At 63.2% G+C, this 18,253-nt stretch carries 23 protein-coding genes and 2 tRNA genes; 10 read left to right on the top strand and 15 right to left on the bottom strand.

Annotated elements, in window-relative coordinates; genetic code table 11:
• Positions 1-214: 214 nt before the first annotated feature.
• Together ACE3QM_RS11635 and ACE3QM_RS11630 are read right to left on the bottom strand one after the other, a co-directional pair.
• Complete coding sequence (locus tag ACE3QM_RS11635; RefSeq protein ID WP_231463700.1) at positions 215-472, bottom strand: hypothetical protein; 258 nt, start codon at positions 470-472, stop codon at positions 215-217.
• Between the two features lie 134 nt (positions 473-606).
• Positions 607-1,905, bottom strand: a complete 1,299-nt coding sequence (locus ACE3QM_RS11630) for a hemolysin family protein (protein WP_231580947.1) — start codon at positions 1,903-1,905, stop codon at positions 607-609.
• A 178-nt stretch (positions 1,906-2,083) separates the two neighbouring features.
• Here ACE3QM_RS11630 and ACE3QM_RS11625 point away from each other — a divergent pair, with 178 nt between their 5' ends.
• Together ACE3QM_RS11625 and ACE3QM_RS11620 are read left to right on the top strand one after the other, a co-directional pair.
• A complete protein-coding gene (locus tag ACE3QM_RS11625; protein WP_374422011.1) occupies positions 2,084-2,749 on the top strand; it encodes an HIT family protein in 666 nt (221 codons plus the stop codon).
• A 29-nt stretch (positions 2,750-2,778) separates the two neighbouring features.
• Positions 2,779-3,615 (top strand): sulfurtransferase, encoded by an 837-nt coding sequence (locus tag ACE3QM_RS11620; RefSeq protein WP_374422009.1) that lies wholly within the window; start codon positions 2,779-2,781, stop codon positions 3,613-3,615.
• Positions 3,616-3,621: 6 nt separating this feature from the next.
• On the opposite strand, the gene ACE3QM_RS11615 is transcribed toward ACE3QM_RS11620, so the two are convergent.
• Both ACE3QM_RS11615 and ACE3QM_RS11610 read right to left on the bottom strand, forming a co-directional pair.
• The gene (locus ACE3QM_RS11615) at positions 3,622-4,215 is read right to left on the bottom strand and encodes an RBBP9/YdeN family alpha/beta hydrolase (RefSeq protein WP_374422007.1); all 594 of its coding nucleotides are present in this window, start codon (positions 4,213-4,215) and stop codon (positions 3,622-3,624) included.
• Entirely contained in the window at positions 4,215-4,991 is a 777-nt protein-coding gene (locus ACE3QM_RS11610) for an exodeoxyribonuclease III (protein ID WP_374422004.1), read from the bottom strand. Before ACE3QM_RS11610 ends, ACE3QM_RS11615 begins: the two co-directional genes overlap by 1 nt.
• Before the next feature lie 74 nt (positions 4,992-5,065).
• On the opposite strand from ACE3QM_RS11610, the gene pyrE reads away from it, so the two are divergent.
• Together pyrE and ACE3QM_RS11600 are read left to right on the top strand one after the other, a co-directional pair.
• A complete protein-coding gene (gene pyrE / locus ACE3QM_RS11605) occupies positions 5,066-5,710 on the top strand; it encodes an orotate phosphoribosyltransferase (protein ID WP_048408280.1) in 645 nt (214 codons plus the stop codon).
• A complete protein-coding gene (locus ACE3QM_RS11600; protein WP_048408281.1) occupies positions 5,710-6,300 on the top strand; it encodes a DUF4124 domain-containing protein in 591 nt (196 codons plus the stop codon). Before pyrE ends, ACE3QM_RS11600 begins: the two co-directional genes overlap by 1 nt.
• 44 nt (positions 6,301-6,344) lie before the next feature.
• Here ACE3QM_RS11600 and ACE3QM_RS11595 read toward each other — a convergent pair whose 3' ends face one another.
• From ACE3QM_RS11595 to ACE3QM_RS11575, 5 genes are all read right to left on the bottom strand, one after another.
• Positions 6,345-6,674 (bottom strand): hypothetical protein, encoded by a 330-nt coding sequence (locus ACE3QM_RS11595; protein WP_374422001.1) that lies wholly within the window; start codon positions 6,672-6,674, stop codon positions 6,345-6,347.
• Between the two features lie 72 nt (positions 6,675-6,746).
• Entirely contained in the window at positions 6,747-7,136 is a 390-nt protein-coding gene (locus ACE3QM_RS11590; protein ID WP_374421999.1) for a YbaN family protein, read from the bottom strand.
• Entirely contained in the window at positions 7,133-7,714 is a 582-nt protein-coding gene (locus tag ACE3QM_RS11585) for a biliverdin-producing heme oxygenase (RefSeq protein WP_374421997.1), read from the bottom strand. The genes ACE3QM_RS11590 and ACE3QM_RS11585 overlap by 4 nt, the downstream gene beginning before the upstream one ends.
• A 251-nt stretch (positions 7,715-7,965) precedes the next feature.
• Positions 7,966-8,041, bottom strand: a tRNA-Lys gene (locus ACE3QM_RS11580).
• A 27-nt stretch (positions 8,042-8,068) separates the two neighbouring features.
• Positions 8,069-8,144 (bottom strand) — tRNA-Lys (locus ACE3QM_RS11575).
• 263 nt (positions 8,145-8,407) lie between these two features.
• Between ACE3QM_RS11575 and ACE3QM_RS11570 the strand changes: the two genes are divergently transcribed.
• Positions 8,408-8,848, top strand: a complete 441-nt coding sequence (locus ACE3QM_RS11570) for an FxsA family protein (RefSeq protein ID WP_374421995.1) — start codon at positions 8,408-8,410, stop codon at positions 8,846-8,848.
• On the opposite strand, the gene ACE3QM_RS11565 is transcribed toward ACE3QM_RS11570, so the two are convergent.
• A complete protein-coding gene (locus ACE3QM_RS11565; RefSeq protein WP_048408285.1) occupies positions 8,842-9,138 on the bottom strand; it encodes a DUF167 domain-containing protein in 297 nt (98 codons plus the stop codon). The genes ACE3QM_RS11570 and ACE3QM_RS11565 overlap by 7 nt on opposite strands.
• A 100-nt stretch (positions 9,139-9,238) precedes the next feature.
• Here ACE3QM_RS11565 and ACE3QM_RS11560 point away from each other — a divergent pair, with 100 nt between their 5' ends.
• The 5 genes from ACE3QM_RS11560 (at position 9,239) to ACE3QM_RS11540 (ending at position 12,112) form a co-directional block, all read left to right on the top strand.
• Positions 9,239-9,706 carry a Dps family protein gene (locus tag ACE3QM_RS11560; protein ID WP_048408286.1) on the top strand — a complete coding sequence of 156 codons (468 nt, stop codon included), beginning with the start codon at positions 9,239-9,241 and terminating at the stop codon, positions 9,704-9,706.
• A 139-nt stretch (positions 9,707-9,845) separates the two neighbouring features.
• On the top strand, positions 9,846-10,706 hold the full coding sequence (locus ACE3QM_RS11555) for an energy transducer TonB (RefSeq protein WP_048408287.1): 861 nt from the start codon (positions 9,846-9,848) through the stop codon (positions 10,704-10,706).
• Between the two features lie 20 nt (positions 10,707-10,726).
• A complete protein-coding gene (locus ACE3QM_RS11550; RefSeq protein ID WP_048408288.1) occupies positions 10,727-11,095 on the top strand; it encodes a hypothetical protein in 369 nt (122 codons plus the stop codon).
• Positions 11,096-11,156: 61 nt separating this feature from the next.
• Positions 11,157-11,570, top strand: a complete 414-nt coding sequence (locus ACE3QM_RS11545) for a thioesterase family protein (RefSeq protein WP_048408289.1) — start codon at positions 11,157-11,159, stop codon at positions 11,568-11,570.
• A 56-nt stretch (positions 11,571-11,626) separates the two neighbouring features.
• A complete protein-coding gene (locus ACE3QM_RS11540; RefSeq protein ID WP_048408290.1) occupies positions 11,627-12,112 on the top strand; it encodes a TlpA disulfide reductase family protein in 486 nt (161 codons plus the stop codon).
• Positions 12,113-12,161: 49 nt separating this feature from the next.
• On the opposite strand, the gene ACE3QM_RS11535 is transcribed toward ACE3QM_RS11540, so the two are convergent.
• The 5 genes from ACE3QM_RS11535 to rsmB form a co-directional block, all read right to left on the bottom strand.
• Positions 12,162-12,917, bottom strand: a complete 756-nt coding sequence (locus ACE3QM_RS11535; RefSeq protein WP_374421990.1) for a ThiF family adenylyltransferase — start codon at positions 12,915-12,917, stop codon at positions 12,162-12,164.
• Between the two features lie 99 nt (positions 12,918-13,016).
• Positions 13,017-14,285 (bottom strand): sigma-54 dependent transcriptional regulator, encoded by a 1,269-nt coding sequence (locus ACE3QM_RS11530; protein WP_019100015.1) that lies wholly within the window; start codon positions 14,283-14,285, stop codon positions 13,017-13,019.
• Positions 14,285-16,393 (bottom strand): ATP-binding protein, encoded by a 2,109-nt coding sequence (locus tag ACE3QM_RS11525; protein ID WP_231463720.1) that lies wholly within the window; start codon positions 16,391-16,393, stop codon positions 14,285-14,287. The genes ACE3QM_RS11530 and ACE3QM_RS11525 overlap by 1 nt, the downstream gene beginning before the upstream one ends.
• Complete coding sequence (locus tag ACE3QM_RS11520; protein WP_231463722.1) at positions 16,393-16,965, bottom strand: DUF4390 domain-containing protein; 573 nt, start codon at positions 16,963-16,965, stop codon at positions 16,393-16,395. Before ACE3QM_RS11520 ends, ACE3QM_RS11525 begins: the two co-directional genes overlap by 1 nt.
• Positions 16,952-18,202, bottom strand: a complete 1,251-nt coding sequence (rsmB, locus tag ACE3QM_RS11515) for a 16S rRNA (cytosine(967)-C(5))-methyltransferase RsmB (RefSeq protein WP_374421985.1) — start codon at positions 18,200-18,202, stop codon at positions 16,952-16,954. Before rsmB ends, ACE3QM_RS11520 begins: the two co-directional genes overlap by 14 nt.
• Between the last annotated feature and the right edge of the window lie 51 nt (positions 18,203-18,253).

Below are 18,253 nucleotides of genomic sequence, written 5' to 3'. Positions count from 1 at the left end.
ATTACAGCGCGGCGCCGCGGAGAAGGGGAACTTGAGAATGCCTGTTGGCAATTTGAGACAGAAACAACACGGCAATAGCATTGGCTTCATAAAACCATGCCACTACAAAACCATTAAATTTTCAATGGCATCCGAAACGGGAATCGCCCACGGCTCCGGAAATGCAAAGAGGAGGCCGAAGCCTCCTCCCGATACCCTGCCTGTAGCCGCAGAATCAAGCCGCTTTTTTCACGTGCGCTTTTTTGTGATGCTGCTTCTTCACGTGTTTCTTGGCGGCTTGGGCTTTTTGCGCGGCCGGAGTGGAAGCTGCCTTTTTGGCATGCTTCTTATGATGATGTTTCTTGGCGTGATGCTTCTTGGCGTGCGCCGGAGCGGCGGCCTTGGCGGCCGGGCCGGAAGCGTCGGCGGCGAAGGTGGCGGCGGAAGTCAGGCCGATTACGGAAGCCAGGATCAGTGCGGCGATCTTTTTCATGGTGATTCTCCAAGTCTGCGACTTATCGGTTGTCAGGGCACCGTCCTGGTGCATCCTTGAATTCATCATATGCAAGCCGCCTCGCCGTAGTCTGTGAGGCCTGTGTTAAATCATGTAACCGATCGTACAAGCGCTTAAACCTGCGCCGGCTCCTTGGCCACCACCCGCGTCACCAGGATCTGGTCGATCTTGTGATTGTCGATGTCCACCACCTCGAACTTGTAGCCGGCGTATTGCACGCAATCGGTGCGGCGCGGAATCTTGCGCAGCATATACATCATGAAGCCAGCCACGGTTTCGTAGTTCTGATCGTCCGGCAGCTCATCGATCTCCAGCACTCGCAATACATCTTCCACCGGCGTGATGCCGTCCACCAACCAGGAGTTTTCGTCGCGCTTGACGATCTGCTCTTCCTGACCCTGGCCCACCAGATCGCCCATCACCGTGGACATCACGTCATTGAGCGTGATCAGGCCAACGACGAATGCATATTCATTCAAGATCACCGCGAAATCCTCGCGCGTGCCCTTGAACTGATCCAGCGACTCGGACAGGGTCAAGGAATCCGGGATCAAGAGCACGGTCTTCAACAAGCCCGGCTCCTTCAGCGAGATCGCGCGGCCGGCCAGCACCCGGCGCAGCAAATCCTTGGAATCGACGTAACCGACCACATTGTCGATACCGTTGTCGCACACCAGGAACTTGGAATGCGGCTGCTCGGCCACCTTGGACTTGATGCTGTCCTCCCCCTCGTCCAGCGTGAAATAGATGATGCTCTCGCGCGGCGTCATCGACGACGGCACCAGCCGGCTTTCCAGCTCGAACACATTCTCGATGACCTGATGTTCCTGCCGATGCAGCACGCCGGCTTCGGCGCCAGCGTCCATCATCGCCGAAATATCGTCACTGGTGATCTCGTCGCGCGGGCTGGTGGGCATGCCCACCAGGCGCAGCAACAGGCCGGACAACTCGTTGAACAGCCACACCAGCGGCTTGAACAGCAGCACCATGAACAACATCGGCCGCACGATGCGCACCGCCACCGTCTCCGCCGCCACCATGCCCAGACGCTTGGGCGTCAAGTCGGCGAACAGGATGAACAAGCTGGTCACCAACAGGAAGGATGCCAGGAAGCCCAGGCTCTGCGCCAACTCCGGCGACAGGAAAAACCCCAATACACGGGCGAAGAAGGGCGTGAACGCCGCTTCGCCGACGATGCCGCCCAGGATGGCCACCGCATTGACGCCTATCTGCACCACGGTGAAGAAATGGCCGGGATGCTCCTGCAAGGCCAGCACTTTTTCGGCATTGGCATTGCCTTCGTCCACCATTTGGCGCAAGCGAATCTTGCGCGAAGCCGCCAGCGAAATTTCCGACACCGAAAAAAAGGCGCTGGCCAGAATCAGCGCCAAGATAATCATCATATCCGTCATCAAGCTCTCCACTCTTGCCCATCGCAGCGCCTGAACACCGCTGCAGGCGGGCTAGGGCAGAAGGCATGATAAATAGTTCAAATCATAATTTCTGTAATGATAGCAGCGAACCGTGGTTTCACCGAAGCCCACGGCAACCGTTACAATGACCGCTCCACATTTCAGTAAGGCCGCAACCATGGATTGTGAATTGTGCCAGGCTCCAGCCGGGCAACTACTGCATGAAGACGAGCGCCTCAGAGTGCTGTTGGTGGACGAGGCCGGCTACCCTGGCTTCTGCCGCGTGATCTGGAAGGCCCATGTCCGCGAGATGAGCGACCTTTCCGATAAAGACCGCCTACACTTGCTCGACTGGGTCCAATATACCGAAGCCGCGCTGCGCCACATTCTAAAGCCGGCCAAGATCAACCTGGCCAGCCTGGGCAATATGGTTCCCCACCTCCACTGGCACGTGATTCCGCGCTTCGAAGACGACGCCCACTTTCCCGCCCCGATCTGGGCCGCCGCGCGCCGCGATGGCGCGGTACGCCACTGGCCAGACCTGGCCGGACAACTGCGCTCACAACTAGCCGACGCCGCCAGCCATTGCTGGCTGAACTATCAAATCCAGGTGACCCAGGTTCCGGACGGGCTGGAAGGCGCCGATCTGGCCTGCTACCGCTTCTTCGCCGAATCCGGCCTGGCCTGGCCGGTGGACGGCGTGGATGCCGACGGCCGCCACTGGCTGGCGCTGCGCCGCGTCGACGGCAACGGAGCTAGCAGTGTCGAGACACTGCGGCTGGACGCCGGCAGCTACCGCCTGGTCCCCGGCGTCCCGTCCTACCAAGCCACGTTGCTGCGCTGAGCAGCCAGACTCCATTCAAGAGGTATGCCATGTACCAAACGCTGATTTCCGCCGAACAACTGGCCACTCTGCCCGATGAAAACCTGGTGATCCTGGATTGCCGCTTCCGGCTTGAGCAGCCGGACTACGGTCTGGCCGCCTACGAGGCCGGCCACCTGCCCGGCGCTCACTACCTGCACCTGGACTACCACCTGTCCGGCAGCAAGACCGGCGACAACGGTCGCCACCCTTTGCCAGACGGCAGCCGGCTGGCGGTGGACCTCGGCGCCATCGGCGTGACGCCGGGCACCCAGGTGGTCGCCTACGACGATGTGGCCGGACAATACGCCGCCCGTGCCTGGTGGCTGCTGCGTTGGCTCGGCCATCCCTCCGTCGCCGTGCTCGACGGCGGCATCGCCGCCTGGAGCCAGGCCGGCCACGCGCTCAGCAGCGAAGCCGGGCAGCGCCGTCCCTGCCGCTTCTCCGTCCGCGCGCCGCTGGTGGATAGCGTCGACGCCGCAGCCGTGCTGACCAATATAGAGCAGCCCGCCTTCACCGTGGTGGATGCCCGCTCCGCCGAGCGCTTCCGCGGCGAAGGCGAGACGCTGGACCCGGTGGGCGGCCACATTCCCGGCGCGGCCAACCGCTTCTTCATGCACAACGTCGACGCCGCAAATCGCTTCAAGAGCGCGCAGCAGCTACGCGCCGAATGGCAGGCACTGCTCGGTGAATTCGATCCAGCCGCCATCGTCCACCAGTGCGGCTCCGGCGTCACCGCCTGCCATAATCTGCTGGCGATGAGCCATGCCGGCTTCGCGGGCAGCCGGCTCTACCCCGGCTCCTGGAGCGAATGGTGCAGCGATCCGGCGCGGCCGGTTGAGCGCTGAGCCCGCTCAAGCCAGCATCAGTTCCTGCAGCAAATCCTGGCCGAAGCGCCACTGCCCCAGCCGCGCGGCGCTGCCCAGGTGTCCATGCGCGCCGGCGTCGACCAAGGGACAGCCCCAGGCTTGCGCCATCGCTTCGGCCTCGGCCATGTCGCAGAACAGGTCGTCGCGACTGGCCACCAATAAGGCCGGCGCGGACAAGCGCAGCGTCGGCGCGTTAAAGCCGGCGAAAGCGGGCAAGGGCGCGTCCTCCGGCAGTTCGCCGCTGGCGCGCGCCCGCATCTCGCTGATCGGCAAGGCCGGCGGCGCCACCAGCAACAGCCCTTGCAGCCGCTTCTGTTCGCGCAGCGACAAGGTTCGCAGCCAGGCCGCCGCCGCATGGCAGCCTAGGCTGTGCGCCGCCAGCATCCAGCGGCCCGGCACCTGCTCCAGCGTGCGCCGGATGCCGTCCACCCAAGCCTCGCATTCCGGGTAGAGCCAGTCGTCCTGCTCCACCCGGCGCGCCAGCGGATAGCTGCGCTCCCAGGCGGTCTGCCAATGCTCCGCCCCGGAGTTGCCCCAGCCCGGCACCGTGATCAAGGTGATGTCGTCCTCGTCCAACATCACAGGCTACGCTCGTAATCGACGATCAGCGGCGCATGGTCGGAAAACTTCTCGTCCTTGTACACCGAGGCGTTGCGCGCCAGCGCCATCAGCGACGGGGTCACGATGTGATAATCGATGCGCCAGCCCACGTCCTTGGCGTAAGCCTGACCGCGATTGCTCCACCAGGTGTAGCCCGGCGTGTCCGGGTACAGGCTGCGCCAGGCGTCGCACCAGCCGACGCGGCCCAGCAAATCGGTCATCCAGGCGCGCTCTTCCGGCAGGAAGCCGGAGTTCTTCAGGTTGCCCTTCCAGTTTTTCAGGTCGATCTCATTGTGGGCGATGTTCCAATCGCCGCAGATCACGATGTCGCGACCGGCCGCGCGCAGTGTTTCCAGATGCGGCATGAACACGTCGAGAAAGTCGAATTTCACTTGCTGGCGTTCATCGCTGCTGGAGCCGGATGGCAGATACAGCGAAATCACGCTGAGATTGCCGAAATCCAGTTGCAGGAAACGGCCTTCGGCATCGATCCAGTCCACGCCCAGCCCTTCCACCACCGCGTCCGGCTGATGGCGGGTGTACAGGCCAACGCCGCTATAGCCCTTCTTCTCCGCATAATGGAAATAGCCGGTCATCCCATCCGGCTGGCGCATGCGCTCTGACAAGTCGCTGGCCTGGGCCTTCAGTTCCTGCACGCAGACGAAGTCGGCGTCCATGCCGGCCAGCCAGTCGAAGAAACCTTTTTTATCGGCGGAACGGATGCCGTTCAAATTGGCGGAAACGATTCGAAGCAAGAGAGTCTCCCGTGATATGCTTGCCGGCAATTTTTTCAGCCGTTCAAACAGTTAACAGTTAATAAGGAGTAATGATGAGCGATTTCCGTCAGGATTTTATTCGTTTTGCGCTCGACAAGCAGGTTTTGAAGTTTGGCGAGTTCATCACCAAGGCCGGCCGCAAGTCTCCCTACTTCTTCAATGCCGGCCTGTTCAACGACGGTCTGTCCACATTGCACTTGTCCCGCTTCTACGCCAAGTCGATACTGGAAAGCGGCTTGCAGTTCGACATGCTGTTCGGCCCGGCCTATAAAGGCATCATCCTGGCAGCCGGCGCGTGCATGGCCATGGCCGAGCAAGGTCGCAACCTGCCCTTCGCCTACAACCGCAAGGAAGCCAAGGACCATGGCGAAGGCGGCACCCTGGTGGGGGCGCCGCTGCAAGGCAAGGTGCTGATCATAGACGATGTAATCTCGGCCGGCACCTCGGTGCGTGAATCGGTGCAGCTGATCCGCGCCGCCGGCGCCGAACCGGCCGGGGTGGCCATCGCGCTGGACCGCATGGAGCGCGGCAGCGGTGAGTTGTCCGCGGTGCAGGAAGTCGCTCAGCAGCATGGCCTGCCGGTCATCGCCATCGCCACGCTGAAAGACCTGCTCGGCTTCCTGGAACACAGCCCGGAACTGGCGGCGCACCTGGACGCGGTGCGCGCCTACCGGGCGCAATACGGAGTCAACGACTGATGAAAACGCTTGCCGGACTGCTACTGCTGCTGGGAACCGCCGCCAATGCCGGCGGCCTCTACAAGTGGGTGGACGAGTCCGGCAAGGTGCATTACAGCGACTCCCCGCCGCTGCAGAGCCAGCAGCAGGGCGTCGCCGAGCTCTCCAAGCAGGGCACCGTCACCAAGCCGGCGGAAAGCCCCGCCGCGCGCCAGGCGCGCGAAGCCGCCGAGGCCGCGCAAAAACAACACGACGTCCAACGCTTGGAAAACACCCGCCGCGACAACGCGCTGGTGGAAAGCTACGCCAGCCTGCAACAGCTGCAAGCCGAGCGCGCCAAGCAGCAGGCCGTGCTGCAAAGCGCGCTGGACGCGCTGCAGCTGCGCGCCCAAGGACTGGCGATGCAAGTCCGCAATACCCAGCAAGACATCGCGCAAAGCCAGCGCAACAAGCAAGCGCCGCCGCAAAACAGCCTGCGCAATCTGAAAGTGCTGCAGGCCGAACAACAGGATCTGGCCAAGCAGATCACCGTCAAGCAACAGGAACTGGCGGCTTTTCGCCAGAAAACCCAGAACGACCTCAGCCGCTATCGCCAACTGCGCGGCGAATGAGACTTGGCGCCGCGAAGCTTCTCACAACAAGCCTAAGGCCGCTGTTATTGGCCGCCTTCCTTGCGCTGCCAAGCCTCGTTCAAGGCCTTGGTGGCCGCCTCGCTGGCCTGCGCCGCCGCCGCTTGAGCGGTCTTGGCCGCCTCCAGTTCGGTATTCGCGCCGCTCAGCCCAGCCTGGGCATCCGCCAGCCGCTGCTCGGCTTTGGCCTTGTCCGTCTCCGCCTGCGTCAAGCGCGCATCGGCTTTCTGTTGCGCGCCGCGCACCTGCTGGTAATACATCTGCGCCGCCAGCAATTGCTCATCCGCCGTCTGCGCCAGCGCCGGCATCGACAATAGCAAGCCCGCCAGCGTCGCGGCGATTCCGTTCACTTTCATCTCAGCTCCCGTTTTTCGGTTTCAACGACGCAAGCTTAACGCGGCCACCGGATTTTGGCTAAATCCCGACGCTCAACCGACGGCGCGCGATGGCCGCGACAGCAGGTAGAGCAGGACGCTCAGCTCGATCGCCCCGACCAGCCACGGCACCCAATGCGGCGGCCGCGCCAACAGCAGGGCGGCGAACCCCGCGCCCATGCCCAGGCTGGCGAACCACTTGGCCTTGACCGGCACCACGCGCTGCTCGCGCCAAAGCCGCAGCGCCGGGCCGTAGCGCGGATGCGCGAGCAAACGCTGCTCCAGCCGCGGAGACGATTTGCTGAAACAGGCCAGCGCCAGGATCAGAAAGATCGTGGTCGGCATCACCGGCAGCAAGGTGCCTATCACGCCCAGCGCCAGCATCAGCATGCCGGCGCACAGATACAGCCAGCGCACCGCCGGGTGCCGCGCCCGCCCGCTCAAGCGTACACCTGGTCCAGGTGGCTGTTCATGCAGGCGAAAGCGGCCACGGCGCCGGCGGTGACGCGTTGCTCGGCCGCCTCATCCAGCAGCAGGCCGTCCAACGCGGCGGTGAACGCGCGCCAGTGGCGGGCGCGGCCATCCGGATGGCCAGCCAGGTGGCGGGCGCCGCAATTCTCGTCCAGGCCCAATTTGCCGGCCAGCTTGTACAGAATGGCCGCGCCCAGCTTGGAGCCTTCCACCACGTAGAGCCAGCCCATCGCGCTGGCCACGTCCAGCGTGCTGCTGATCGGCGCTTCGCGCAATTCCGGCAGCGCCCGGGCCAGGTCCCGCAGATCGGCGGCGATGCTGTCGTAACGGCGGCGCTCGGCCAGATCCGGGAACAAGCGGGCCAGCTCGGGGTTGTCGTACAGCGCGTCTGCATCCCGCAGGAAGCGGTATTGCGCCAACAGGAAGCGCGCGTAGTTTTCACGGGTGGCGAACGGCTGATTCGCCATGATGCGCTGGTCCAGCGCGTCGTGGGTTTCGTGGGTGCGGGCTTTCAGATCCTGGGTGCGGGTTTTCTCGACAACGGTAGTCATGCTCGTGTTTCCTGTTTGATGCGAACCCGGCGCCTGCGCGCGGCGGCGAGGGCGCCGGGATGAGGCGATTAACTCGCCATTATAATGCGAATGATTCTTACAATCATTATCAAATTTACCATAACGACGGCATGCTCGAGAGAAAGGCGCGCCACGACGGCCGATCAACGCTAATCAGAGAGGGGAAACACGAGGAGAACAGCGAAAAACAAAAAGGCCAGTTCTTGCGAACTGGCCTGATTGCTGTAAATTGGTGGGTCGTGCGGGATTCGAACCTGCGACCAACGGATTAAAAGTCCGCTGCTCTACCAGCTGAGCTAACGACCCGATCCAGTATGCGCAGAAAGTTTTGAGTGGTGGGTCGTGCGGGATTCGAACCTGCGACCAACGGATTAAAAGTCCGCTGCTCTACCAGCTGAGCTAACGACCCAAGAGAGAGCGCAACTATAATGAAACAGTTCAGGGTCGTCAACGGGTTTTTGCATTTTTTTTTACATGAATGACGTTGGCACGCGGTGAAAAACCTCAAGCCGGCAGGAACCGAAAACGGGGAAGAACCATCTAAGCCCGAACGATAAGCTAGATCCCGACTTGTAAAGTCGCCGGACCATACCCATGTGTATAACAAGGGATCAGGCGGCGACCGCAAACGCCGGATCGCGATCACCCACTTACCGGATACTCAGCTCGCTCATGCGCACATTCCTCATCCTGTTATTGCTGTACCCCTTCGCAGAAATCGCCGCCCTGGTGGCGCTGGCGGACCGCTTTGGCGGACTCGCCGTCTTCGTCTTCGTCGTGCTGTCTTCGCTGCTGGGGCTATGGATGCTGCGCAACCAGCAAATCGGCGCCCTATTCACGCTGGGCAGCGTGATGCGCCAGGGCGAGCGCGTATCGCTGTATTCCCTGCTTTGGCCGCTGCGCTACTTGCTGGCCGGCGTGCTGTTCCTGATTCCAGGCGTCATCAGCGACCTGGCCGCAGTGCTGTTGCTATTGCCCTTCAAAGGCCCCAACATTGCCGTCAACGCTCGTGGGGCCGCTGGCGGCGGCCACAGCTCCGCCGATAATGACGTGATCGACGGTGAATACACTCGGGTGGACAAGGAAACTCCGTCGGACCGGCGTCTTCATTGAATGCCCAGCAGCCGCAAGACCTCCTCGTCGGTCGCCGTGAACTGAATCAACACCACCTTATGCCGGCTCTTGTCGCCGGACAGCAGTTGAACGTCGCGTTTGGCCACGGCGAAGCGTTGCGCCAGCCAAGCCAGCAGCGCAGCATTGGCCTTGCCGTCCACCGGCGGCGCCGCCAAACGTATTTTCAGGCAATCGCCGTGTTCGCCCGCCGCCTCGGTCTTCTTGGCGCCGGGCTGAACATGCAAGCTAAGACGGACTGTGCCCTTACTGCAGTCCAGCCAGGGTTTCATGATCTTTTTCCCGCAAAACGGGAGAGTGTAGTCGAAAAGCCGCCGCGTCGGCACCGCCGGCTGCGGCCTCCGCTCTCCCTTCACTTATGAGGATATCGCGATGGATATTGGAATCAACGAACAAGACCGCCAGGAAATCGCCCACGGCTTGTCCCGCCTGCTGGCCGACACCTACACCCTGTACTTGAAGACTCACAATTTTCACTGGAACGTCACCGGGCCGATGTTCAACACCCTGCACCTGATGTTCGAAACCCAGTACAACGAGCTGGCGCTGGCGGTGGACGCCGTGGCCGAGCGCATCCGCGCGTTGGGCCACCACGCGCCGGGCAGCTACGCCGACTACGCCAAGCTGACCGCGATCCCGGAAGCCGCCGGCACCCCGCCCAAGGCTGAGGAAATGATCCGCCAGTTGGTGGACGGCCATGAAACCGTATGTCGCACCGCGCGCAGCATTTTCGCCGTGGTTGACCGCGCCGGCGACGAGCCCAGCGCCGACTTGCTGACCCAGCGCCTGCAAGTGCATGAAAAAACCGCCTGGATGCTGCGCAGCCTGCTGGAAAAATAATAGGCCGCAACGCCCTCTGCCCGACGCCGCGCTCCACGCGGCGTTTTTGCTTGCCATCGTGCTACACTTTCAGCAGCGCGCGCCCCGCCTGCGGCGGCATCTGTCGGCGCTCCGCCTACCCGGTAAAAGATCAGCCACCATGTCCACTAGTCCGCTTTCGCCCTCGTCGTCCAACGCAGCCATGCTGCCCTTGGCCACGACGCTGTTTGCCTCGCTGCTGGTTCATGCGCTGCTGTTCAGCCTGGAAATCCGGCCGCGCTCGAGCCCGCCGGCGCCGGCCTCGGTCCAGATCATCAATGTGCAATTGAACCAGGCGCCCAGCCGGACCGTGCCCAAGACCCGCCGACTGGCGGAACAAAACAATCTGGGCGCCGGCAACAGCGCGCAAACCGACCGGCTGGCCAGCCACCGCGCCAAACCGCCGGCCGCGCCAGTGGATCCCGGCACCCCCGAACCCGCCGACGCCTCGCCGCGACAGCAGACCATTACCCGGCCACCGGACACCGGCAAAAAACCGGCGCTGCCGCCAGCGCAATCCGGCAACGTCGGCCACGTCAGCGCCGGCAGCCTGCTGGCGCAAGTCGGCGACCTGAGCCGGCAACTGGGCGACAGCGGACTGGCCGATCAGCAGCAGGAAAGTGGCGGCAAGCAAGGCCGGCTGGCGGAAAGCGCGCGCGGCTACCCCTGGGCCCGCTATCAGGAAGACTGGCGGCTGAAAGTGGAGCGCATCGGCAACCTCAATTATCCGGAAACCGCGCGCCGTCAGAATATTCACGGCGCGGTCACGCTGGAAGTGCTGATTGCAGCCGACGGCGGCCTGCGCGAAGTCCGCGTGCTGCGCAGTTCCGGTTTCGATGTGCTCGATGACGCCGCCCGCCGCATCGTCGAACTGGCCGCGCCCTATCCGCCGTTCCCGGCCTCGCTCGCGCAGCAATACAGCTCGCAGCGCATCCGTCAGAAATTCGTCTTCACCCGCGACAATCAATTATCCAGTCGCTGACACATCATCAAGGAATCTCCATGTACGAAGTCAACCGCAGCATTGCCCTGATCCGCCCATTGGCGCCCTTTCACGCCTGGCTGCAACAACTGCCCGGCGGCTTGGACGGCGGCATGTCGCTGGACCAGCTGGGTCTGGATTGCAACGCGCTGCTGATCCCGCCGGCGGAGGATTACACCGATGCCCAGACCTTCATCCTCGAACGCTACCAGCAATTGTTCGAAGCCGAACTCTCCGACTGGTGCGATGACGATGGCCTGTGGCCCGAGGCATTGACGCTGGAGCTGTTCCAGCAATGGTTCGCGGTGGAAATCCACTCCATCGTCACCGACCTGGTCGACGAGCCGCTGGAGCGCGAAGCTTTCGTGCCGCTGGAACTGGGCGAATAACACGGAGAAACGGCGGCGCTCATCGGCGCCGCCACCAACACCCAAGGGGGGAAACACCATCATGCAGCACAATACCAAGATCAAAGTGCGCGGCTATCACCTGGACCTGTACGGCCATGTCAACAATGCCCGCTACCTTGAGTTCCTGGAAGAGGCGCGCTGGAATTACTTCGAAAGCCGCGGCGACCTGCCCTGGTTCCTGCAATCGGGCCTGGCCCTAGTCGTCGTCAACATCAATATCGATTACCGCTACCCGGCCACCATGGGCGACGAACTGCAGATCGACACCGGCGTGAAATCGATAGGCACCCGCAGCGCGGTGATGCACCAGCGCGTGACGCTGGCCGGCAGCGGCAAACTGGTGGCCGAGGCCGATGTCACTTTCGCCGTCTTTGACGCCAAACAGGGCAAGGCGGTGGCGCTGGATGGCAAACTGAAGGAACTCCTCGAACAGATGCTGGCCGAACAAGCCTGATCATCATGGCATGAACCGTCCGGGCCGCGCCCGGACCTTACCCGCAGGACAAGGAAATGAAGAAAGCTCTGCTCGCGCTGCTTGGCGTCGCTCTGCTCGCCGTCATCGGCTATATGACGCTGTTCGCCGGCACGCCGGCGCCGCAGGTCAGCTATACCTCGCTCAGCGGCCAGACCGCCAGCACCGAGTCGCTGAAGGGCAAGGTGGTGCTGGTCAACTTCTGGGCCACCAGCTGCCCGGGCTGCGTGGAAGAGATGCCGGAAATCAAGAAGATGCATCAGGAGTTCGCCGGCAAGGGCTTGGAAACCATCGCGGTGGCGCTGAGCTACGATCCGCCCAATTACGTAAAGAGCTTCGTCGACAAATATCAGTTGCCCTTCTTTGTCGCGCTGGACGGCAATGGCGAGATCGCCAAGGCCTTCGGCGACATCCAGCTGGCGCCGACCACCTTCCTGATCGACAAACAGGGCAAGATCATCAAGCGCTACGTCGGCGTGATGGACTTCAAGGAAGTGCGCGCGCTGGTGCAGCAGCATCTGTGAGCCCGCTCGCCGCCGCCAAAACCAACGCCCCGGTCAGCCGGGGCGTTTTTCATCGCGTGGCGCACACCGCGCAAGCGGGATCACGCGGCACCCGGATCTGGCGGAACTCGCCAGCCAGCCCATCGTAAAGCGTCAGCCAACCCAGCCGCGGCGCGATGCCAGCCAATAGCTTGACCGCCTCCACTGCCTGCAAGCTGCCTATCACCCCCACCAGCGGCGACAGCACGCCGAAAGTCGCGCACGGCCCATCGCCGGCCTCGCCCTCGTCAGGGAACAGACAGTGATAGCAGGGAGACGCCGCGTCGCGCGGATCGAACACCGCCAACTGCCCGGAAAAACGCACCGCGGCGCCGGACACCAGCGGCGTGCCGGCAGCGACGCAGGCGCGGTTCACCGCGTGGCGGGTGGCGAAATTATCGCTGCAATCCAGCACCAGCTCGTGGTCGGCGGCCAACTGCGCCAGCTCCTCTGGACCCAAACGCCGCGCCAGCGGCGTTACCGTCACTTCGGGGTTGATCGCGCGCATGCGCTCGGCGGCGGACTCCGCCTTCAAACATCCGAGGCTATCACTGTGGTGAATAATCTGGCGCTGTAGATTGGACAGCTCCACCACATCGTCGTCGGCGATGCTGATCTGCCCTACGCCGGCGCTGGCCAGGTACAACGCCACCGGCGAGCCCAGTCCGCCGGCGCCGACGATCAGCGCCCGCGCCTGGCCCAAGCGCTGCTGGCCTACGATATCGATTTCCGGCAGCAGGATATGCCGGCTATAGCGCAATAGCGCTTCGTCGTTGAGTTCCATCATCTTTCCAGCCTAATCCGAACGCAGCCACCACGCCATCGCCCAAAAGCATAAGGCCAGCCGTATGCTGGCTGGCCTTATGTTCAAAGCTGAAACGCGGACTTATTCTTCCACCGTCTTGCGGGCGAACTTGATGCCCAGCTGCTTGAGCTTGCGGTACAGATGGGTGCGCTCCAGGCCCACCTTCTGCGCCACCCGGCTCATATTGCCGTTCTCCAGCGAGATATGGTACTCGAAGTAGCGCCGCTCCAACTGCTCGCGCAGTTCGCGCAGCGGCATATTGAAGTCGAAACCGGACTCCTCCACCGGCTTCTCATGACGGAACTGCGCCAGCACCTTGTTGACCTCGCCGGCATCCACCTCGTCGGACTCCGACGTCAGCGCCAGGCTCTTGATGATGCTGCGCAGCTGCTCCAGATTGCCCGGCCAGTCATACTGACGCAGCGCGTTGAGCGCGGCGGTGGTCAGTTTGCGCGCCGGCACCTGCTTGGACTCCACCAGCTCGGTCAGGATCTGCTCGGCGATGAAGATGATGTCCTCGGAATGCTCGCGCAGCGGCGGAATCGGCACGATCACGCTGGACAAGGCGGTCAGCAGCCGGTTGTCGCACTCGGGATCGACCAGCAATTCCTGCAAGGGACGGCTGCAGGAACACAGCAGCCGCACATTGAAACGGTCCAGCTTGGACAGCAGGAACAGCAGGCCTTGCTGCACGCGGCGGCCGTACTGGCCGATCTCCGGCAGGAACAACACGCCGTTATTCGCCTTTTGCAGCAGCTCCAGCGGCGCGTCCGCCAATTGCTCCTGCTTGGCCGGCGTCACCCACGGCGTATTTCCCTGATGGAAAAAGCGCGCCACCAGCTCGAAGCCGGAGCCAGGTTCGCCGGTCAGCAACACCGGAGACTTGACCTTGGCCACGCGTTCCAGTTGCCGCTTCAACTCCTGGATCGGCTCGCTGCGGCCCAGCTTATCCAGATTCAGCGAGGTATTGGCCTGCATGTCGCCATACTTCAACGCGCGCTGCACCGTGGTCAGCAACTTTTGCAGCGCGATCGGCTTCTCCAGGAAGTCGAACGCGCCGATGCGAGTGGCTTCCACCGCGGTGTCGATGCTGGCATGGCCGGACATCATCACCACCGGCATGTTCAGCTGGCCGGACTTGGCCCACTCCTTGAGCAGCGTCACGCCGTCGCAATCCGGCATCCAGATGTCCAGCAACACCAACGCCGGACGCGTCTGGTTGCGCAGCTGTCTGGCCACCTCGGCGTTTTCCGCCAACGCAACGGTATACCCCTCGTCCTGCAGTATCTCGGAGAGTAATTCACGGATACCGATTTCGTCGTCAACAATCAAAATATCGCTGCTACGCATTAGGCCTCCAGCAATGGCAGGGAGAGAAGGATGCGCGCGCCGTTCGGTTCGAGATTGCCCACTTTGATCTGCCCGTGGTGGTCTTCAAGAATCTTCTTGACCACCGCCAGGCCAAGACCGGTGCCCTTGGTCTTGCTAGTCACATAGGGTTCGAACACGCGTTGCAGGATCTCCGGAGCAAAGCCCGGACCATTATCCTCCACGCTAACGAGCGCATAGCCTTCTTCTTTTCGGCTGCTAATTTGAATCATCGGGATGTCAACGTCAAGGACCGCATCTTGCGCGTTCTGAATCAGGTTATGTAAAACCTGGCGCAACAATGCCGCATCCGCCATGATCATCAACGGCCTTTCATCAAGCGCCATCTTAACAGCAGAGTTGGATTCGTAAAGAGCCATCACCTCCCGCACCACTTGATTCAGGTCCAATTCGGTCAACTTGGTGCGCGGCGCGCGCGCGTAATCGCGGAAGGCGTCGACCATGGCCTTGAGCGCGCCCACCTGCTTGATGATGGTATCGGTGGAGCGGCGCAGCATGTCGGAATCGGCGCCGGCCAGCTTGTCCTGCAACTTCATCGCCAGCCGTTCCGCCGACAATTGAATCGGCGTCAGCGGATTGCGGATCTCGTGCGCCAGCCGCTTGGCCACCTCGCCCCAGGCCGCGTCGCGCTGGGCGCGCGCCAGTTCGGTAATGTCGTCGAACACCACCACATAGCCGTCCGCCGACGCTTCCGGCAAATGCGCGCCGCGCACCAGCAAGGTGCGCTCGCCCTGTACCGTCAGATAGCTGAGCTGGGTTTTCCAATCGCTGTCGCTGTTCTTGGACGCATACTCCAGCACGCACTCCACCAACGGCGCCACCGCCGGAATCGTGGTGGCCCAGTGCGGGAAATCGCGGTCGGACACCTCGGCGAAATCCACGCCCAGAATGCGCGAAGCGCTGGTATTGGCCGCGCGCAGCTGCCAGTCGGCGCCGAAGGCGATCACGCCGGCGCTCAGGTTGGCCAGGATGCTTTCCAGGTAAAGCTTGCTGCTTTCCAGCTCGCTGCGGCTCAGGTCGGCGGCGTGGCGCGCGTCCTCCAGCTGCTGCGTCATGCGGTTGAACAGCGTGGTCAGCATGCCCAGTTCATCGCGGCGGTATACCGGATGGCGCTTGGAAAAGTCGCCCTGCGCGACCGCCCGGGTGCCGGCGGCCAGTTCGGACAGCGGCGCCGACAGCCGCTCGGACAGGAATAAGGCGAAGGCCAGCGCCGCGGTCAGCGCCAGCAGCGCGGACAAGGCCAGCGTCAGCATATAGAAGGTGGTCAGGCCCTCGCGCCCCAGCAGCAGTTGCCGGTATTCCGCGCGCGCGGTCTCGATCTGTTCGGCGTCCTGGGCAATGCTGCCCGGCGCCGATTGCAAGGCCTGCAGCACGCGCTGCTGGCTGTCCAGATTGCGATAGATCAGCAGCGATTTCAGCACCAGGCCGCTGCCGCCGTCGTTCTCGAAACTGTCCAGAGTTTGACGCGGCCTGAGCTTGGCGATGCTGTCGCGCCCCAAGGAAGGAGGCACTCGCTCGCTGAGGCCGCCGGCAAAGGCCAGCAGCTGGCCGCTGCGGCTATAGACAGCAAGCTCGCGCAATCCCAATTGCTCGCGCAGCCGCTCCAGCCGCGCCGGCAACAGCCCTTCCGGCAAGGACTCGATCTCGTCCTGCACCGAGCGCGCGCGCCGGCTCAGATCTTCCTGCACATAGTGCAGCGAATTGCGCGCCAGCCCCAGGCTGCGGTCCAGCGCCGATTCGACGCGCACATCGAACCAGCTCTCAATGCTGCGGGTCAGGAACTGGGCGGAGACGGTGAACACCAGGATGCCGGGCACCAGGGCCACCACCGCGAACATCATCACCAGCTTCTGGGTCAGCTTGGCGCCGAACACCCGGTCGCGCACCCGCTGGCGCAAGCGCAGCAACTGGCGCGCCACCACGCCCAGCAGCGTGGCGAGCAAAAGGCCGTTCAGGCCGAACACCCACCAGTAGTAATCGTTAAGCTTGGAGGCGTTGCCAGTGGCCAGCGCCAGCAAATAGAGCAGGATGGCGCCCAGCGTCGCCAGCGCGACAACCGCGTAGCGCATCAGCTGCCATCCTTTACGTCCAGCTTGACCCAGTCCGACGACAGCGACCAGTCAGCCGAACCCAGCGCGTTCAGTTGGAAGGGCTTGGGCAGTTCGCCGATATCCAGCAGCAGCCGCACCTGACCGGCCACGCGCCCCGGCGCGCGCGGGTCCAGCGTGCCGTTATTGAGCACGCGCCAGCCCTGGATCGCGCCCACGGCGCCCAGCGCCTCGCGCAATGTAGGATAGAAATTGGACAGTCCACCGATGGTGACCCGGTAGCGATTGGTCAAGGACTGGTAGGACAGTTTGAAGCCAAGCTGGGCGTGCGGATCGAACCATTCGCTGAAATTCAGATAGTAAGCGGTCAGCCGCGGCTTGGTCAGTTGGAACTCCAGCCGGAACGGCAACACCACGCCTTGCTCCAGCGCATCGCTGAGACTGGGCGTCAAGCGCGTCTGAAAGCGAGTGCTGACGGACAGCTGGCCGTCCGCCGTCACTTCCGCCTCGGCCCGCCGCGAGCTGATGGTCTCGGCCTGCGCCGCCATGGCGAGGCCGGCCAGCAAACACAGCAGCAGGCTAATGTTTTTCAAGCAACGCGTAATAAAAGCCGTCATGACGCTCACAAGGAAGCAACTGCTCCTGCTTCAGGCACGCGGCGTCCGCGTGGCGGTTCAGGAAGGAGTCGAGCTGTTGCTGATTCTCTTCGGGGAAAATGGAGCACGTAGCGTAAAGCATTTTGCCGCCGGAGGCGAGCAAAGGCCACAGCGCGTCGGCCATCGCCGCCTGCTGCACGCCCAGCGCGGCAAAGTCGCCCGGGCGACGCAGCCACTTGATGTCCGGATGGCGGCGCGCCACGCCGCTGGCGGAACACGGCACATCGGCGAGAATGCGGTCGAAGGGCTGGCCATCCCACCAGCCGTCCGGCTGGCCGGCGTCGGCGACGTGCAGCTGGGCGGTGGCGCCGATGCGCTCCAGATTGTCCGCCACGCGCTGCAGCCGCTGCTCGTCGATGTCCAGCGCGGTCACGCTGACATCGGCGCTCTCCAGAATGTGGCCGGTCTTGCCGCCGGGCGCGGCGCAAGCATCCAGCACGCGCTGGCCGGCGCGCAGGTCCAGCCAATGCGCGGCCTGCTGCGCGCCCCAGTCCTGCACCGACACGTCGCCGTCGGCGAAGCCGGGCAGCTCGCGCACATTCACTGGCCGCGCCAGCTTGATCGAACCTCCGTCCAGCGCCTCGCCGTCCAGGCCGGCCGCGCGCAGCCGCTCCAGATAGGCCGCGGCGTCGCCATGGCGGCGGTTGACGCGCAAGGTCATCGGAGGATGGCTGTTGTCGGCGTCCAGGATGGCGCGCCAAGCGTCCGGATAGGCGCGCTGCAAGCCCTTCACCCACCACAACGGATGATTGAAGCTGGCTTCAAGGTCTTTTTCCGCCGCTCGTTCCAACGCCGCGCGCTGACGCAGGAAGTTGCGCAGCACTCCGTTGACCAGGCCCTTGAAGTTGCCCTTGGCCAGCCGCCCGGCCAGGGTCACCGCCTCGTTCACCACCGCGTACTCGGCGGCGCGGGTATGCAGCAATTGATAGAAGGCCACGATCAACACCCGCTCCAGCACCGGCTCGGGCAAGGGCTTGGCCACCAATTGGCGCAGATAAAAGCGCAGCCGCGCCAAGTGGCGCAGGCTGCCATAGCTCAGATCCTGCAGCGCGCCGCGCTCGGACGGGCTCAGATCGGGCGCCTTGCGCTGGGCTTCGGCCAAGGCCTCGGTCAGATTGGTTCCGGACTCGACGCGCAACAGGATGTTGGCGGCCAATTGCTGAATATGATGCATGGGTGCCTTCTATAACGACATAACAAACAGGCCAATGCCGGTCGGCATTGG

The organism is Chromobacterium sp. (assembly GCF_041912965.1).
Taxonomy (GTDB): Bacteria; Pseudomonadota; Gammaproteobacteria; order Burkholderiales; family Chromobacteriaceae; genus Chromobacterium; species Chromobacterium aquaticum.
The sequence above is the reverse complement of the archived record's forward strand: the minus strand, read 5'-3'. Positions and strand labels throughout refer to the sequence as shown.

What these genes read in the sequence shown, in the direction of transcription:
- ACE3QM_RS11570 (WP_374421995.1), top strand. Translation starts at nt 8,408, where the DNA reads ATGCGCACATTCCTCATCCTGTTATTGCTGTACCCCTTCGCAGAAATC.
- pyrE (WP_048408280.1), top strand. Translation starts at nt 5,066, where the DNA reads ATGAGCGATTTCCGTCAGGATTTTATTCGTTTTGCGCTCGACAAGCAG.
- ACE3QM_RS11595 (WP_374422001.1), bottom strand. Translation starts at nt 6,674, where the DNA reads ATGAAAGTGAACGGAATCGCCGCGACGCTGGCGGGCTTGCTATTGTCG.
- ACE3QM_RS11535 (WP_374421990.1), bottom strand. Translation starts at nt 12,917, where the DNA reads ATGATGGAACTCAACGACGAAGCGCTATTGCGCTATAGCCGGCATATC.
- ACE3QM_RS11600 (WP_048408281.1), top strand. Translation starts at nt 5,710, where the DNA reads ATGAAAACGCTTGCCGGACTGCTACTGCTGCTGGGAACCGCCGCCAAT.
- ACE3QM_RS11635 (WP_231463700.1), bottom strand. Translation starts at nt 472, where the DNA reads ATGAAAAAGATCGCCGCACTGATCCTGGCTTCCGTAATCGGCCTGACT.
- ACE3QM_RS11550 (WP_048408288.1), top strand. Translation starts at nt 10,727, where the DNA reads ATGTACGAAGTCAACCGCAGCATTGCCCTGATCCGCCCATTGGCGCCC.
- ACE3QM_RS11525 (WP_231463720.1), bottom strand. Translation starts at nt 16,393, where the DNA reads ATGCGCTACGCGGTTGTCGCGCTGGCGACGCTGGGCGCCATCCTGCTC.
- ACE3QM_RS11625 (WP_374422011.1), top strand. Translation starts at nt 2,084, where the DNA reads ATGGATTGTGAATTGTGCCAGGCTCCAGCCGGGCAACTACTGCATGAA.
- ACE3QM_RS11565 (WP_048408285.1), bottom strand. Translation starts at nt 9,138, where the DNA reads ATGAAACCCTGGCTGGACTGCAGTAAGGGCACAGTCCGTCTTAGCTTG.
- ACE3QM_RS11560 (WP_048408286.1), top strand. Translation starts at nt 9,239, where the DNA reads ATGGATATTGGAATCAACGAACAAGACCGCCAGGAAATCGCCCACGGC.
- ACE3QM_RS11545 (WP_048408289.1), top strand. Translation starts at nt 11,157, where the DNA reads ATGCAGCACAATACCAAGATCAAAGTGCGCGGCTATCACCTGGACCTG.
- ACE3QM_RS11555 (WP_048408287.1), top strand. Translation starts at nt 9,846, where the DNA reads ATGTCCACTAGTCCGCTTTCGCCCTCGTCGTCCAACGCAGCCATGCTG.
- ACE3QM_RS11615 (WP_374422007.1), bottom strand. Translation starts at nt 4,215, where the DNA reads ATGTTGGACGAGGACGACATCACCTTGATCACGGTGCCGGGCTGGGGC.
- ACE3QM_RS11540 (WP_048408290.1), top strand. Translation starts at nt 11,627, where the DNA reads ATGAAGAAAGCTCTGCTCGCGCTGCTTGGCGTCGCTCTGCTCGCCGTC.
- ACE3QM_RS11585 (WP_374421997.1), bottom strand. Translation starts at nt 7,714, where the DNA reads ATGACTACCGTTGTCGAGAAAACCCGCACCCAGGATCTGAAAGCCCGC.
- ACE3QM_RS11620 (WP_374422009.1), top strand. Translation starts at nt 2,779, where the DNA reads ATGTACCAAACGCTGATTTCCGCCGAACAACTGGCCACTCTGCCCGAT.
- ACE3QM_RS11530 (WP_019100015.1), bottom strand. Translation starts at nt 14,285, where the DNA reads ATGCGTAGCAGCGATATTTTGATTGTTGACGACGAAATCGGTATCCGT.
- ACE3QM_RS11630 (WP_231580947.1), bottom strand. Translation starts at nt 1,905, where the DNA reads ATGACGGATATGATGATTATCTTGGCGCTGATTCTGGCCAGCGCCTTT.
- rsmB (WP_374421985.1), bottom strand. Translation starts at nt 18,202, where the DNA reads ATGCATCATATTCAGCAATTGGCCGCCAACATCCTGTTGCGCGTCGAG.